17 protein-coding genes and 1 tRNA gene are annotated in these 15,456 nt (G+C 43.2%); 10 read left to right on the forward strand and 8 right to left on the reverse strand.

Going from position 1 to position 15,456, the window contains the following annotated elements; genetic code table 11:
• Nucleotides 1-175 precede the first annotated feature (175 nt).
• From LKO26_RS03280 to LKO26_RS03290, 3 genes are all read left to right on the forward strand, one after another.
• Nucleotides 176-586, forward strand: a complete 411-nt coding sequence (locus LKO26_RS03280; protein WP_227586409.1) for a hypothetical protein — start codon at nt 176-178, stop codon at nt 584-586.
• Between the two features lie 114 nt (nt 587-700).
• Entirely contained in the window at nt 701-1,012 is a 312-nt protein-coding gene (locus LKO26_RS03285) for a hypothetical protein (protein WP_227586410.1), read from the forward strand.
• On the forward strand, nt 987-1,145 hold the full coding sequence (locus LKO26_RS03290) for a hypothetical protein (RefSeq protein WP_227586411.1): 159 nt from the start codon (nt 987-989) through the stop codon (nt 1,143-1,145). The genes LKO26_RS03285 and LKO26_RS03290 overlap by 26 nt, the downstream gene beginning before the upstream one ends.
• A 13-nt stretch (nt 1,146-1,158) precedes the next feature.
• Here LKO26_RS03290 and LKO26_RS03295 read toward each other — a convergent pair whose 3' ends face one another.
• Together LKO26_RS03295 and LKO26_RS03300 are read right to left on the reverse strand one after the other, a co-directional pair.
• Entirely contained in the window at nt 1,159-2,166 is a 1,008-nt protein-coding gene (locus LKO26_RS03295) for a WD40/YVTN/BNR-like repeat-containing protein (protein WP_227586412.1), read from the reverse strand.
• A gap of 131 nt (nt 2,167-2,297) precedes the next feature.
• Nucleotides 2,298-3,743 carry an amino acid permease gene (locus tag LKO26_RS03300; protein ID WP_227586413.1) on the reverse strand — a complete coding sequence of 482 codons (1,446 nt, stop codon included), beginning with the start codon at nt 3,741-3,743 and terminating at the stop codon, nt 2,298-2,300.
• Nucleotides 3,744-3,963: 220 nt separating this feature from the next.
• Here LKO26_RS03300 and LKO26_RS03305 point away from each other — a divergent pair, with 220 nt between their 5' ends.
• The 4 genes from LKO26_RS03305 (at nt 3,964) to LKO26_RS03320 (ending at nt 5,864) form a co-directional block, all read left to right on the forward strand.
• Nucleotides 3,964-4,275: a rhodanese-like domain-containing protein gene (locus LKO26_RS03305; RefSeq protein WP_227586414.1), complete on the forward strand. Its 312-nt coding sequence runs from the start codon at nt 3,964-3,966 to the stop codon at nt 4,273-4,275.
• A gap of 31 nt (nt 4,276-4,306) precedes the next feature.
• Nucleotides 4,307-4,762 carry an OsmC family protein gene (locus tag LKO26_RS03310; protein ID WP_227586415.1) on the forward strand — a complete coding sequence of 152 codons (456 nt, stop codon included), beginning with the start codon at nt 4,307-4,309 and terminating at the stop codon, nt 4,760-4,762.
• A gap of 96 nt (nt 4,763-4,858) precedes the next feature.
• The gene (gene pnuC, locus LKO26_RS03315; protein WP_227586416.1) at nt 4,859-5,533 is read left to right on the forward strand and encodes a nicotinamide riboside transporter PnuC; all 675 of its coding nucleotides are present in this window, start codon (nt 4,859-4,861) and stop codon (nt 5,531-5,533) included.
• Between the two features lie 37 nt (nt 5,534-5,570).
• Nucleotides 5,571-5,864 (forward strand): DUF721 domain-containing protein, encoded by a 294-nt coding sequence (locus tag LKO26_RS03320; RefSeq protein ID WP_227586417.1) that lies wholly within the window; start codon nt 5,571-5,573, stop codon nt 5,862-5,864.
• Here LKO26_RS03320 and LKO26_RS03325 read toward each other — a convergent pair.
• From LKO26_RS03325 to LKO26_RS03335, 3 genes are read right to left on the reverse strand one after another with little or no spacing between them, the layout of a single operon-like run.
• Nucleotides 5,861-7,876 carry a site-specific recombinase gene (locus tag LKO26_RS03325; protein WP_227586418.1) on the reverse strand — a complete coding sequence of 672 codons (2,016 nt, stop codon included), beginning with the start codon at nt 7,874-7,876 and terminating at the stop codon, nt 5,861-5,863. The genes LKO26_RS03320 and LKO26_RS03325 overlap by 4 nt on opposite strands.
• A gap of 8 nt (nt 7,877-7,884) precedes the next feature.
• Nucleotides 7,885-8,529, reverse strand: a complete 645-nt coding sequence (mtgA, locus tag LKO26_RS03330; RefSeq protein WP_227586419.1) for a monofunctional biosynthetic peptidoglycan transglycosylase — start codon at nt 8,527-8,529, stop codon at nt 7,885-7,887.
• 47 nt (nt 8,530-8,576) lie between these two features.
• Nucleotides 8,577-9,623 carry an ABC transporter substrate-binding protein gene (locus LKO26_RS03335; RefSeq protein ID WP_227586420.1) on the reverse strand — a complete coding sequence of 349 codons (1,047 nt, stop codon included), beginning with the start codon at nt 9,621-9,623 and terminating at the stop codon, nt 8,577-8,579.
• 45 nt (nt 9,624-9,668) lie between these two features.
• On the opposite strand from LKO26_RS03335, the gene LKO26_RS03340 reads away from it, so the two are divergent.
• The 3 genes from LKO26_RS03340 to LKO26_RS03350 all read left to right on the forward strand — a co-directional run bounded on the left by LKO26_RS03340 (nt 9,669) and on the right by LKO26_RS03350 (nt 11,188).
• Nucleotides 9,669-9,742: transfer RNA gene (locus tag LKO26_RS03340), tRNA-Arg, on the forward strand.
• A gap of 153 nt (nt 9,743-9,895) precedes the next feature.
• Nucleotides 9,896-10,390 (forward strand): hypothetical protein, encoded by a 495-nt coding sequence (locus LKO26_RS03345; protein ID WP_227586421.1) that lies wholly within the window; start codon nt 9,896-9,898, stop codon nt 10,388-10,390.
• Between the two features lie 72 nt (nt 10,391-10,462).
• A complete protein-coding gene (locus LKO26_RS03350; RefSeq protein ID WP_227586422.1) occupies nt 10,463-11,188 on the forward strand; it encodes an ABC transporter ATP-binding protein in 726 nt (241 codons plus the stop codon).
• 41 nt (nt 11,189-11,229) lie between these two features.
• Here the strand turns inward: LKO26_RS03350 and LKO26_RS03355 are convergent, their stop codons facing one another.
• The 3 genes from LKO26_RS03355 to LKO26_RS03365 form a co-directional block, all read right to left on the reverse strand.
• Nucleotides 11,230-12,801, reverse strand: a complete 1,572-nt coding sequence (locus LKO26_RS03355) for a membrane dipeptidase (protein ID WP_227586423.1) — start codon at nt 12,799-12,801, stop codon at nt 11,230-11,232.
• 168 nt (nt 12,802-12,969) lie between these two features.
• Nucleotides 12,970-14,361: a dihydrolipoyl dehydrogenase gene (lpdA, locus tag LKO26_RS03360; RefSeq protein WP_227586424.1), complete on the reverse strand. Its 1,392-nt coding sequence runs from the start codon at nt 14,359-14,361 to the stop codon at nt 12,970-12,972.
• A gap of 115 nt (nt 14,362-14,476) precedes the next feature.
• A complete protein-coding gene (locus LKO26_RS03365; protein WP_227586425.1) occupies nt 14,477-15,367 on the reverse strand; it encodes a restriction endonuclease in 891 nt (296 codons plus the stop codon).
• Nucleotides 15,368-15,456 lie beyond the last annotated feature (89 nt).

Genomic DNA, 15,456 nt, shown 5'->3' on the forward strand with positions numbered 1-15,456 from the left:
TGCATTACTGCTGTGGTTTGCACAAACAGTAGTTTGCAAAAATACAAAATAAAAACCGGTGCTTCAGAATGCAGGGAGGTTGATTTGTGTCATACTTGAATATTCGGAGTAGGCAATGAGCTGAGCAGGATTCAAAAATATTGGCTATATTTATTCTTGATAAACTTACCTTAATATGAAGGTTATATTCAAATTGTTGTCTGTTCTGATCATTACACTGTCAGCTGTAATTATTGCCTCTTTGTTCGGTGCTGCGCACAATCAGATCTCATTCACGGTTTCAGATGAGTTCTTCAGTGCTTATCTGTCCGGTCATACCGGTGTTGGTTATTGGGGATTTACTTCTCCCAGAACTGAAGCAGCTTTAATAGGAGTTGTAGGCTCATGGTGGGTTGGCCTAATTACAGGTATTATTTATTCGTTAATTTTTTTGTTACTGAAAGAAAAAATACGCTATACACATATTTTCAATGCTTTTGTCATTAACATCGCTGCCACTCTTGCCGCCAGTTGCATTGGTTTTTTACTGGAAAGTTTTATTCCGTGGAATAAATCTAATGTTATGGATGGATTTTGGAATCAATGATCCACAAAAGTATGTACAGGCTACTTACATGCATGAAGGAGGTTACATCGGTACCGTTATAGGTTTTATAGCCGGTATGATTTATCTTTTTTCCTTTCTAAAATATATAAGGTCATGAATGTTCAGAATCTTATTGAAATGAATAATGTTGGTATTGTGGTCGATAATCTGGACAACTGCATTGAATTTTTTAGTGAAATTGGTCTTGCTCTGGAAAACCGGATGTATATTGATGATGAATGGGCAGGGAAAGTGACGGGAATACCAAATCAAAAGGTTGAAATCGCCATGATGGTGACTCCCGATAGTCACAGCAGGATTGAACTTACGAAATTTCATCATCCTGCAATCCTATCTGATCACAGAACGGCGGAGGTTAATTCTGGGCTATCTGCGCATCATGTTCCGTGTTCGCAATCTGGATGAAATGGTGATGAGGCTGCAGGAAAAAGGTTACGAACTGGAGGGTGAAATGGTAAACTATGAGAACATTTACTGTTTATGCTATAGCCGGGGTGCAGAAGGAATTTTAGTAGGGTTGGCCGAGCGGCTGACCTAATAACAGCCATTACTTAAAACTCCATTTTCGCAATTTTTCCTTTGCCGGCCAGAATCAGGGTACTGGCATTCAGCCATTCGCATACGTAAAAACCTTTTTCTTCTGAAATCCGGATCCATGTCTGGCCATAATCATGAGAATACTCCACCTGCTGATCGCCCACGGCTACAATTTCGCGCCCGCCGCTGTCCGGTCTTATTTTCACGCAGGTTTTGTAGCCACCATTCTTCCCGCTGGCCTGTATCTGCCACGTCTGGCCGCCGTCACTGGTGGTAGCAATATTGTTGATGTTTGCCTCCTGCCGGGTATAATCGCCACCCACCGCAATGCCGAATTGTTCATCCAGAAAATCAATGGAATAAATCCCTGCTGATCCGGAATCCTGTACGAAACCGGTTTCAAAAATTTCCGCTGACTGCTGCTGGAGATCAAACCTGAAAATCCTGGCAGATCCGCCGCCCGTACCCAGCCACAAGTACTTCCCTGCTGAAGCAAGATTGGAATTACTGGCTGCAAAAGCCGCTTCTCCTTTATTCATTTTTAAAGGCGGCTTGCGGTAAAAAGCAAAGGAATTCTGCTCCGGAAGGATTTGCAGGAGTTTCAGATTCAGACTTTCATCTGCGTCGCTGAATGCATATGCTTTCTGTCCATTCACAAAGTGCATCGCATCGTAGAAAGCAGTCCTGGCGGTGTCTGTAAATACAATCTGATGAGTTAAATCCCGTTTGCTGATTTTAAAAAGATGCGCCGGACTTTCAATATTAATGGCATAAAATGAGGTGCGGTCCTGCGCCAGCGTTCTGAACTGCAATTGCTGATCTGAAAGCCGGATTTGCCTCTGATCTGCCGGACTCAAAATATTCACATAGCCGAATTTTGAATCCGTACCTGCATACCACACCTTTTGATCTTCCAGCACAATTGCGCGGATGCTGATGCTGTCTTCCAGTAAAATTTTAACCTGCTGTGCAGAAAAGGTGGCAGCCCAGATCGACAACAAAAATAAACCCAGTTTTTTCATACTTGTAAAAGTACAGAATCTGAATTATTATGAGCAATAATAATGCAGCCATTACAGAGTTTATCCAGGCTAAAAATCAAAAATCCGTTCCGGCAAATGCTGGAACGGATTATTCTGTTTTGGAACAACTTTTAGTTATTCAGCTTACTGTTCTTTTTGCCATAAACGAAATACAGCACTACACCCAGCCCCATCCAGACCATCAGTCGCAGCCAGCTTTCTCCGGGCAGTGAAAGCATCAGCCCCAGACATACCAGCACCCCCATAATGGGGACAAAAGGAACCAGTGGCGTGCGGAAACCGCGCGGCGCATCTGGCTGGGTTTTTCTCATGACCAATACCCCTATACTTACCAGTACAAATGCCAGCAAAGTCCCGATGGACACCATGTGACCCAAATCTGAAATCGGTACAAATCCGGCAAAGAGACTTACGAATACCAGAAAAAACAGATTGGTTTTCCACGGGGTTCTGAATTTCGGATGGATGTCCCCGAAGAAACGCGGCAATAAACCATCGCGGCTCATGGAATAGAATACGCGGCTCTGCCCCATCAGCATTACCAGAATTACAGAAGTATAACCCGCAAGAATAGCAATAATGAGTCCGGTCTGAAGGAAACCATACGGTGTCTGTGCAAAGGCCGTGGCAGCAGGTTTGGCATCATTGGCAAAATCCTGATACGGCATCAGTCCCGTCATCACATGAGAAAACAATACGTATAAAATGGTACACACCACCAGTGAACCCAAAATACCGATCGGCATTCCCTTCTGCGGGTTTTTGGCTTCCTGAGCGGCTGTGGACACCGCATCGAACCCGATAAAGGCAAAGAAAACAGTGGCAGCACCCATGGCAATTCCACTCCAGCCAAACTTACCGAATTCTCCCTGATTGGCCGGAATATAAGGCACGTGATTTTCCGGATTCATATAGCTCCACCCCAGGGCAATAAAAACAATCACTACCAAAACTTTCAGAACCACCAGAATATTGTTGATACCGGAAGATTCCCGCATACCACGGATGAGCACCAGCGAAAGGATGGATACAATGATGACCGCAGGCAGATTGATGATACCTCCCTCAATAACGGTACCATCGCCCAGTTTTAAAGTTTCCCAGGGCGAACAGATCAGTTCCGGGGGCAGGTGAATCCCGAATTTATTAAGCAACTCCAGGAAATAACGTGACCAGGAAACGCCTACTGTAGCGGCTCCCAGCGCATATTCCAACACCAGATCCCAGCCGATGATCCATGCCATAAATTCGCCCATGGTGGCATAGGAATAGGTGTATGCACTACCCGCCACCGGAATCATGGAGGCAAATTCCGCATAGCAGAGTCCGGCAAAGGCACAGCCCAGAGCGGCCAGAACAAATGAAATAGTGACCGCAGGTCCTGCATGTTCGGCAGCGGCAATTCCGGTAAGGGAAAACAGACCGGCACCGATGATGGCTCCAATTCCCAAAGCGACCAGCGCCCCTGATGACAAGGTACGCTTCAGGCCCTTTTCATCCTCACCTGCTTCTGCAATTAATCGTTCGTAAGGTTTTCTTTTAAAAAGATTCGACATCGTTTATTTTTTTTAATATTTTCAAAAATATAAAATTTGAATCATCATTAACTAATTTTCGTCAATTTTCTTTGGAAAAATCTCCCTAAATCCATCTATAAAGCTGATTTTCATGCGAAACAATAAAAATCAGAGCCGGATTACCTCTCCATGTGTAACTTATGTTACGGTACAGGAACCATAACCGTAATATCTTTGTATCAGCAAAAAAAGAAATAGTATGATGAATACCTTAAAAGGAATATTGGGGCTGGATAAAACCAATTATTCCGCATTAGTAAAAAACGGCGCAGTAATTCTGGATGTAAGAACTAAATCTGAATTTGATGGAGGACATATTAAAGATGCGCTGAACATTCCCGTATCTGACCTTACTGCCAAACTGAACCGCCTGCAGGACAAAAACACGCCCATTATTACCTGCTGTGCCTCCGGCATGCGGAGTGCCACGGCTGCCGGAATCCTAAAAAAAGCCGGCTTTACCAAAGTGTACAATGGTGGCGGCTGGGCAAGCCTTAAACAAAAAATTTAAACTGAAATTATAAACTCCATTCCATTAAATTATGATGAAATCACACTTATATCATGTAGACATCCGCTGGAAAAAAGGCCGCACGGGAGAAATATCATCACCGGAACTCAGCGAAAAAATTGAAATTGCAACTCCGCCGCAATTTACCGGCGGTGCAGAAAACATCTGGTCTCCGGAGCATCTCTTTACTGCCGCCGCAGCCAGTTGCCTGATGACCACCTTCCTGGCCATTGCAGAAAATTCCGGATTGGAATTTACCCATTTCAGCTGCGGATCTGCCGGGAAACTTGAAATGACAGACGGAAAATACCTGATGACCGAAATTCATCTGAAACCCGAAGTGACGATAACTTCAGAAAAAGACCGCCTGAAGGCAGAACGAATTCTGAACAAAGCAGCGGCCAGTTGTCTCATTTCCAACTCTATGAAATCCACTATTACGGTAACACCCGATATCATGGTGGCGGCGGAGAAAATACCGCAATAGGTTTCACGTATCCATTTAAGCTAAATTATTGTTTACACTCCTTGCAGTGGATTTTCCCGGGCGGTTTTTTGTCCGGGAATTTTTATCTTTGACCTCATGAATTTCCACGAGTTATTTCTGGCACCGTATGAGAGCTACACTACTTTTCAGATTATCCTGGAAATCACGGCGACTTTCTTTGGTATTGCCAGTGTGTACTTTTCCATCAAAAAAAACATTTGGGTCTATCCTACCGGCATCATTTCTACTGCCCTGTATGTCTATATTCTTTTAAAATTCGGGCTTCTGGGAGACATGCTCATTAACTTCTACTATACCGTGATGAGCGTGTACGGGTGGATTCTGTGGTCCCGCAGTTCAGAAGATCACATTCATGTGGAAGTGAGCCGTACCCGCCGGAAAGAATGGTACTTCTCTGCCACATTATTCATCATCAGCCTGATTCTGATTACGGTTGTTTATTATTACAAACCTTTTATAGAAAATGGTTTTTCCATGAACGGCATTTCTGTGGGCATGGATCATCTGGACTGGGCAAACTGGCTGGATGTCTTTACTACGGCAGTATTCCTGGTGGGCATGTGGCTGATGGCCAAAAGAAAACTGGAAAACTGGATTTTCTGGATTATTGGCGATGTGCTTTGTATTCCGATGATGATGTACAAAGGCTTAAACATCACTTCACTTCAGTATGTGGTGTTTACCGTCATGGCCGTGATTGGCTATCTGGAATGGCGGCGGAGTCTGAAACCTGAGGAAGAACGAAATTAATAACCAACATCTCCATAAATTGGCTTAATTTTGAACCATGGCAAGAAAAAAAAGGGAATTTCAGTCCTCTGAGCTGGTACGGGCTTTTGCAAAAATTCACGGTTTCGAAGACAAACTTTTGGCCTTCGAGGTAAAGGATTTTTTACATGAGTATCTGAGTGACGATCTCTTCAGTGAAATAGAATCTGTGAATCTGAAAGATAAAATTCTGGAAATCCGGGTGAAATCTCCGCTACTGCGCAATGATTTCCGCATGCGCAAAAGTTTTTTTCTCCAAAAATTTCAGGAGAAATTCGGGGAAAGTGCATTTACTGACCTGCAGGTTTTTTAACCGTTTGTTTTTTCTTTCTCCACCGAAGGTGTTACCTCTGCAGGTGATTTCATCGGGAGAAAAAAATGCAGCGGTTTCTCTTTAAAATATTTGAATATTTCCTTTGAAATCCCACCTACATCAGCCAGATTTACTTGTCTGGACCGGAATGCCAGCATCATGGACAGTCCGAAACTTACTGCAAAATTGAAAAATCCAATGAGGCACACGGTGAGCGATGAGATGAATATGGTAGAAAATCCGACATCGAAACCTTTGCCGTAAAGTGCGGCAGCAAAATTCCCGGTAGAGAAGGTAATGTGGCGGATGTCCAGATCCAGACCCAGAAACATTCCTATGGTACCTGTAACTCCCAGAAATACCCCGAACCAGAAATTAGACACAATTCCCGCCCAGTTCCTCGCATAGTATCTGGAGATTCGGGAGGCGGTTTTCTCGCCAAAGAAATAATTCAGGAAAGGATTTTTATCAATTCTTTTAGGAATCTGAAAGAACACGGAACGGTTGCCCACATTGCCGGAGATTATTCCGGAAAAAAACAGGAACACCCCCGCTATACTCGCATGAAATAACGCTTTGGACTCAAAAAGATTGATATCCTTAAAGAGTTTATCTGCTTTTGCGGTTCCGAAATTTTCATGAAACAGCACATCCAGTCCGTAGATGACTGCCAGGGCAGAGGGGAACGTGAGCAGCACATTTCCTACAAATGCAATGAACTGGCTTCTGAAAAGCCTGGAAAAAAAGCGTGCAAACTCGCGGTAGTTTTCATTATTATTCTGTCCGTCTGAAAGTACTTTGGCCATGGTAGCTGCCGTCATGGCCGGCTGCTTCGTTGCCACGGTATATCCCATGAGGTAAATCACCACAAAACACAGGGCATAATTCAGCGCATATAGTACAGCATGTCCAAACTCACTAGCCGGTAATTCGCTGTACAGAATTTTCAGAATACTGCATGCACCGATGATGATTCCGCCAGCGCTTGCTTTCCACAGCATTTTCAGGTAATCCTTCCGGGTAGAGGTAATGTAGTGTGCACCGGTTTCGGCGGTGTGATTGGTAATGAGGTGAGACATCAGCCGCGTGCTGTCATCTACCAGTTCGCGGAGGTTATTCTTGTGAGATTTATATTCAAGTATGTTAAAGAAAAGCTGTTTGGACTTAATCAGCACATCTTTTTCATCATCCAGCACCAGCAAATTCAGAATATCCTGCATCCGGTTCAGCTGCTGCCGGATTTTGAGTAAAGACTGATTGATTTTACCTGAAATGCCGAATTTGGATGAATTCTTAAAAGCCAGATCCACATAATCCAGACATTGGGTGATATAAATTTTAATCTGTTTGTAATGCTGATCTTTGGAGTGAAGTGTGAAATCCGGACGGTCCCGGAATTCTTTGGTCAGCACATCCATTTCGTCCTGAAGCGCGAGAAAAGGATTGTCGAAATTCTTATACTGCGGCGCCATATTCACCACTTCCACATCCATGGCATTGCCAATGACCCGCCAGGCCAGGATATTCATGGCAAAAAATAGTTCATTTTTTACCGCCGTATTGATGATGATTTCAGAGATGTGGAGCACGCGGAAAAACTCATCCAGATCTTCTTCATAGACATTCCGGAAGTATTGCAGATCTTTACGGGTCTGCACAGACACAAAATCGATGAGATGCCACACCGTATTTTCGTCTGCTACCGGCGGCAGCACTTTATTCAGTATCCGCTTTCGGAATTCCGGCAAAAAGGCATTTTCCGAAAGAATATTGGCTTCGGTAAGTGAAAGGTTGAATGATTTTCCACTAAAAATATGATGAATAAAATACGCAAAATTCGCGGTGATGTCCGGATTTTCACGCAGAAACTGAAGCACCTCAGAAAATGGCGTACGGGTAATGCTGTTCAGTACTTCGGTAAGAACCTCAAGTGATTTCGACTCATTGCGAAAACTGAAATATTTCTTCAAAACCGATTCCACACCGGGTTTATCAGTGGAAAATAATCCCATAAACAGTTTTATTTCAAACTTATATTATTCATTTGTCTCAAAATCCATGCATGGCGGTTCCGCAGATATTTTGACGGATTGTGCGGGTCATATTTCTGCGGACTGGGCAATATTGCGGCAATCCATGCGGCTTCACTTTTAGTCAGGTTTGCTGCACTTTTACCATAATAGTACCGGGCAGCAGCTTCAATCCCGAAAACACCGCGCCCCATTTCAATGCTGTTCAGATAGCGCTCCAGAATCACTTCTTTGCCCCAGATCATTTCTATGATGAAGGTATAAATCGTTTCCAGTCCTTTTCTGAGCCAGCTTCTGCCCTGCCACAGAAATACATTTTTGGCCGTTTGCTGGGAAATCGTGCTGCCTCCCTTTATTTTCTTGCCTTTTTCATTGTCCGTATAGGCTTTCTGAATGGCCTGATAATCAAATCCATTATGGTTGAAAAACTTCTGGTCTTCGGCAGCCAGTACAGCTTTTTTGATGTGAGTGCCCATTTCATCATACGCAATGTAGTCCCGCTCCAGTTTGCCGAATTTCATCATGCCACTGATTTGGGTGATGGTGACCGGCGGATTCAGAAATTTACCCCAGATGATGAACAGGATATTGGCCAGGATAATGGTATAGATGATTTTTTTCAGGGTTCTGAACATAAATGCCTTTTGGTTGGTATAAAGTTCTGCAAAAATAGAAATATTAATTATTTCAATTCCTTCATATATGTTAAATTATAGTCCGGGAGCAGTGTGGGGTGAAAGATTTTAATATAATCCTTCAGTATCAGGTCTGTCCGAACCACGCCGCTTTCAAAAAAATCATTGCTTTTGCCCACCTCCCGGCCTGTAACCGCATACATTTTTCCATTGCGGAATACTTCCAGCTTTTCATAATTGGGATTCAACTGTAACATATTTTTTCTGGACGGATGATTTCCGGCATTGACCCAGAATTCGGCGCCCTGAGCTTTCACATATACCTCTTCGAAACTCATGGGAACCGCACGGTCATCGTTATTATCTGCGTGGATGTACTCTGCATGGGCATCGGCCAAGAATCGCGCAAGACCGGTACGGCCTCCCGGCATGAACCACTGATTTCCATACATTTCGTTGGCCAGAACCACAGGTTTAGTAGCTGATGTGGCAGCAAGCTCTCTGAGTTTGTTATATTCCGCGCTGATTTCAGCGAAGCGCTCTTCTGCTTTTTCTCCGGCTCCCAGCAGTACCCCGAATACTTTGAGATATGCAGATTTTTCCAGCGGATTCTGCTCTTCATATTCATTGAGGAAAATGATGCGGATTCCATTCCTGCGAAGGATTTCGTAGGTGTTTTCAAAATTGGCCACATAGTTGGTCAGGATGACCTGCGGCTTCAGGGCTATAATTTTTTCCACATCATATTTCTGTTCATTTCCGATATTATGAATCTTGTTGCGGGCAATCTTTTCCCGGATGGCGGGCGAGAATACATATTCCGGGCTGGAAATGCCGGTAATGCGGTCCTCCATGCCGAGTTCTGTAAAGTAACCCACCAGACTTGCATTCAGCAGGATTACTTTTTGGTAGGGCAGTTCGGAAGCCGGAATTTCAAAGGTAAATGTCCCTGATTTCAGTTCCAGGGCATCCTCCACGGCTCTGTATTTCAGATTTTCTGAGATGATTTCCCAGTTCCCGCCGTCCCTTGCAGGTTCATTTTTACAGCTGAGCAGCAGAAAAACACAAAATATTTGGAAAAAAAGCACTTTCATTTGTCAAAGAAAACAAAAAAGTACTATATTTGCAAACCGAAAAACGGCCTCGTGGCGCAACTGAATAGCGCATCTGATTACGGCTCAGAAGGTTACAGGTTTGAATCCTGTCGAGGTCACTTACAAAGTCTGCAAGTTTATTTTGCAGACTTTTTTTATAATGCCGGGCACACATTAATTTTTTAAATTTTCTAAAAAAATCATTACATTTGTTCCGCATTGCAAAACACAAAAAACTGAAAAAAAATTATTAACCTCGCTAATAAAAGACAATGAAAAGAACATTTTTACTTCTGGTTACTTTTTTTTCTGCCATGGCATTCAGCCAGATTAAAGTCCTGCAGAATGATAATTTGGTTCAGGTGGGAAAAGACAACTCTGTAGCCCTGTATAAAAAGCAAAATAAGTACACGTTTAATTATCAGGATACCAATAACAGCAACCTAAATACGTTCCGCTCTTTTTCCTTTCAGGACATCAACAAAGATCTGGATCAGCTGTACAAACTGATTTCTGACGGATTTATAGATATGCCAATGGGTGAAATTCAACTGGAGTTACCCGGCGACATCATCGGACTGAAATATGCCAAAAATTATGGACAGACCACGGTGCAGTTTGTACACTACATCAACAAAAACAAAAAGTATGTGGGCAAAAGCCGTTTTCTGACCAAGAAACAGGTCGATAAAATATTTGGCAAAGACCGGATCAACAACGCTGCGAAAACCGCCACCATCAATCCCCGGTCCGAAACAAAAAATTAACCTCAATCTCAAACATCACTGAAAACTCATTCCTGCGGAAAGGGTTTTTATTTTTGCAAATAACGCTGAAACATGTCCCTTCAAATTACTGGTCTCACTAAGAAATACGGCAGTCAAACCGCATTGCACAACATCAGCCTTACCATTGGCAAGAATGAAATCATCGGGTTACTGGGACCCAATGGTGCCGGTAAATCCACCCTGATGAAATCCATAACCGGTGTGCTGAATATAGAAGATGGAGCCATTGTTTTCAATGGTCTGAACGTGGCAGAACATGAAACGGAAAGTAAAAAGAACATTGGTTTCCTGCCGGAAAACAATCCGCTGTACACCGAAATGTACGTGAAGGAATACCTGACTTTCGTAGGCAATCTGCACAAAATTTCTGCACAAAGAGTAGATGAAGTCATAGAACTGGTAGGCATTACACCAGAAAAAGGAAAGAAAATAGCCCAGCTTTCCAAGGGTTATAAACAGCGTGTGGGTCTGGCACAAGCCATTTTGCACTCGCCGGATTTATTGATTCTGGACGAACCTACCAACGGGCTGGATCCGAATCAGATTCTGGAAATCCGCAATGTCATTAAAGAAATCGGGAAAGAAAAGACCGTCATTCTCTCTACCCATATCATGCAGGAAGTAGAAGCGCTTTGTACCCGCGTTGTTCTCATTCATCAGGGAAATATCCTTCAGGATTCACCGGTAGATGAGTTCCGGGGCAAGTTTGAAAGCCTGGAAGAAGCATTTGCCCATTACACTACAGCACATTCCGACACCTCTGAAGCAGCGAATTAAAAGCCTTGTTTAATTTTAACCCTGAAAGGTTAAAAAAAAGGCTATTTCAACCTTGATTTCAGGAAATTGACCCCGTTCCGGTAAAACAAATCTTCGACAAAGGCATCCAGATTGATTTCCTTTACCCATTTTTTGGAATCCCTGAGATCTTCAAGGAAGAATCTGAGGTTCAGGCGTACATAGCTTTTCAGGTTGGTCATCTCCCGTACATTGGAATAATTGAAAAACGGATTAATCAGTCCGTCAAAATCGGTGCCTATGGTCAGTTGTTTCTGCGCCTGCTTCAGATCAATTCCGTAATTTTTGCACACCTGAAAATAATGCTTGATGTGATGGAGGAAATGATCATAGAAAAACTCATCCCGCTGCGGTATAGAACGTTCTGTGGAGTCTTCCAGTTCTTTCAGAGTCATGCATTCATCATCATCAATGAGTTTCCCGATATCTCCGTTCGAGATTTTCAGGGCATCCCACTCGGTCCGCGAGAGGTATTCCTTGTCCACGATTCTGGAACCGCCCTTCTCTCCGGTGGGTTTTTCATCAAACTTATCTACAAATCCTAAGATTCTGCGGTCTACCGATATGCCGATGACCCCGCCGTTTTTCACAATCCAGGCGATCTCTTCATCAAACAAATTGATGGTAGAAAGATTAAATGCAGGAAATCCGGGGCGCCGCGGATTGCTTTTTCGGTTGAAAGGTTTGGTCGTTTCCACATACACCGCTCCTGCCGAAGGTTTTTTGTATTGAATATGTCCAGCCCATTCTTTAAAGGGAACCCCTGTAAATCCGGCATGAGTGCAGACTACCGGTTGCATGTTTTCAAACCTTCCTGCATCCGATTCTGCCATCAGATCACGGCGGGATTTATAGCTCATATGTTTTACATCTGCACAAATATTGCGGTCATACAGACCCTGCACCACTGCGCGGCCATCGTCTTCCAGCCCGTTGCCACCGGGAATAAAATCTGCCACACCGGCAATCTGCATTCCGAAGGCGTGATTGCAGAGATTGGACTGCTGCAGGTGGGTCAGATTTACAGAGACCACCGGCACTTTCTCCAGAACTTTGTCCAGATTCTGCAAGATTTCCTGCGGATTATACCGGTTGTGTTCATCACAGTAATTGGGTTGATCTACCAGCGAATGACAACCTTCTATGGTAAAAAATACATTCACCTTATCCTTTGGCAGCGGATTTTTGAAACTCGCTTTCCGCAAAATATGAAAAGAGGCTGTGGCCTCCAGATACTTGTTCAGGGTACGGTTCATCAAAAAATCACTGAAATAGGTGTACGCATTGCTTTCTATATCTTCCAGCAGTTTTTGCGAGAGTTTATACCGGGAGCCGGCTTTCAGGTAAGAGATCAGAGGAATTACCGCGCGCGCCACATACTTTTCGGGGCTGTACAGCACAGCGCCTACTACCACTTCATCATTAAATTGTGCGAGCTGGGACTGATGAATCTGAGAATCAATCACATTAGCCAGATCAGACAGCACTTTGGGCACAAAGGTGATATCGTCCCGGTAAATCAGTGAATCAATATTGGGCGCATCGCTGAAGAGTTGCTTCAGAATCGGATGGCAGTGAAAATCAAAAAGTTTCATGGCAAAGTTTATATCTAAACAAAGTTAGAAAAAAACATTTACTCGCTTCAGGAAATCATTTTTCATGAAAATTTTAAGACATTCCAGAGTAAAACGCAGCCGGACCATACGACACAAAAAATCCGCCCCTGAGCAGAGACGGATATTGAACTTGATGCGGATCAGGTTTTAAATGTGAATCACTTCCCCGTAAGCCGCAGCTACTGCTTCCATTACCGCTTCAGAAATGGTAGGGTGCGGATGCACAGACTTGATGATTTCATGACCGGTAGTTTCCAGTTTTCTGGCTACCACGGCTTCAGCAATCATATCGGTAACGCCGGCACCAATCATGTGGCAGCCCAGCCATTCGCCGTATTTGGCATCAAAAATAACTTTGATAAACCCATCTGTATCACCATTGGCAGTCGCCTTTCCGGATGCAGAAAGCGGGAATTTCCCAACCTTGATTTCATAGCCCTGATCTTTGGCCTGCTTCTCGGTAAGTCCCACAGAAGCAACTTCCGGATGGCAGTACGTACAACCCGGAATATTGCCGTAATCTATTTTTTCAATATGCAGTCCTTTCAGTTTTTCTACCAGGGTAATCCCTTCTGCAGACGCCACGTGTGCCAGCGCCTGGGTAGGCAAAATATCGCCGATGGCATAATATCCCGGCACAGAAGTTTCGTACCATTCATTCACCAGCACTCTGCCTTTATCGGTCTGAATGCCTACGTCTTCCAGCCCTATATTTTCGATGTTTGCGGTAATGCCCACTGCAGAAAGTACGATATCTGCTTCCAGCGTGGTGTTTCCCGAAGCTGTTTTTACATTTGCCTTCACTCCTTCTCCGCTGGTATCTACAGATTCTACAGAGGCATTGGTCATGATTTCGATTCCGGCTTTTTTCAGGGATTTTTCCAAATGTTTAGATACTTCCTCATCTTCAACAGGAACAATATTCGGCATAAACTCTACAATGGTTACTTTGGTTCCCATGGAATTATAGAAATCTGCGAATTCTACGCCGATGGCACCGGAGCCCACTACAATCATGGATTTCGGCTGCTGAGGCAGAGACAATGCCTGTCTGTAACCGATCACTTTTTTGCCGTCCTGAGGCAGGTTGGGCAACTCGCGTGAGCGGGCGCCTGTGGCAATGATGATATGCTGTGCTGCGTACTCGGTAGTTTTTCCGTCCTTATCGGTTACGGCTACTTTTTTGCCCTTTTGTACTTTGGCAGTACCCATGATGACGTCAATTTTATTTTTTTTCATCAGGAAAGAAATCCCGCCGCTCATTTTGGTGGCTACGCCACGGCTTCTGTCAATCACTTTGGAGAAATCGAACCCGGGGTTTTCTACTTTATTGAGTCCGAATTCTTCCGCTTTTTTAAGGTAATTGAAAACATGAGCTGATTTCAGGAGCGCTTTGGTAGGGATACAACCCCAGTTCAGGCAGATGCCGCCCAGGTTTTCCTTTTCAATAATTGCTGTTTTGAAACCCAGCTGTGACGCTCTGATGGCGGTAACATACCCACCGGGACCACTCCCGATGACAATAATATCGTAGTTCATTCTTTTAAATTTAGTGCGAATTTAAGGATTTTTTTTGAGGAATTAATGGGAAGCTGATGCAGAAAAACGGAAAGCATGAGAGAGAATTCAGATCGGCAGTTCCTGATGATTTGTTTTACTGCTCCATAAAGAAATCCTCATCCAGTTGCTTTACATCATAAACTTGTCTGATCTGAACTCCCACACTGAATTCATGCATTAAACTGACCAACTGATCTCCGTCTATGAGAATTATTTTATGATGTGCATTCTTAGCCTTTTCTACAGCGCCCTTGTCGAAAAGTGACGTGGTCACAAATACACCTTTATTGGTATCTCCACTCATTGCTCCAATAAAGTTTCGAATATCTTTTTCTCGAACTTTGTTCTCGGTAAATCTTTTGGCCTGGATATAAATTTTATCCAAGCCGAGTTTGTCTTCATTTATGATTCCATCAATTCCACCGTCTGCAGTCTTTGCTGTTTCAATAAAATCTCCGTACCCCATTCTATTCAAAAGTTTTAATACTACCTTTTCAAAATAATAAGGGTCTATTGTTTTAAGTCTTTCCAGTAATTCCCCTTTTACTTCTTTTTCTAATTTACTGAACCCTTCATCAATCAAGTCTTGGGGCGATGCACCAGCCATTTCAGTCAAAGCTAGTACTTGCTTAACATTTCCCTTTTCTGTTTTATAAAAATTGGATGGATTATCGTCTTCTTCCAAATCTTTAAGGTTTAACTTCGTCTTTTGTGCGAGTCCCTTTTCGGTAATCTGTACATTACCTCTGACCGGATAATGAATATAACCCCCTTTCTTTAAATATGATTTACCCCAGGCAATCCGGTTATTTATAAGAATTTCACCAGATTTGGTCTTTTCCTGCAGTAATTCTTTAGGTAAGTGAGAATAATACTTTTCAATCACTCTGTTCTGCATTTCTCTTGTATGAATAATTTCTCCATCAGATAAAATATCCAGAATCGGATTAAAAGTCTCGTGAAATTTTGGTATTTCCTGATTCATATTGAAGTATAATTTAAGGTATTAAGATACAATTTTTTGAGCAAGAAACATGATCGATAACGCAAAAAAATCACAGATAATTATTCTGT

This window comes from Chryseobacterium sp. MFBS3-17 (genome assembly GCF_020687745.1).
In the GTDB taxonomy this organism is placed as follows: Bacteria; Bacteroidota; Bacteroidia; order Flavobacteriales; family Weeksellaceae; genus Marnyiella.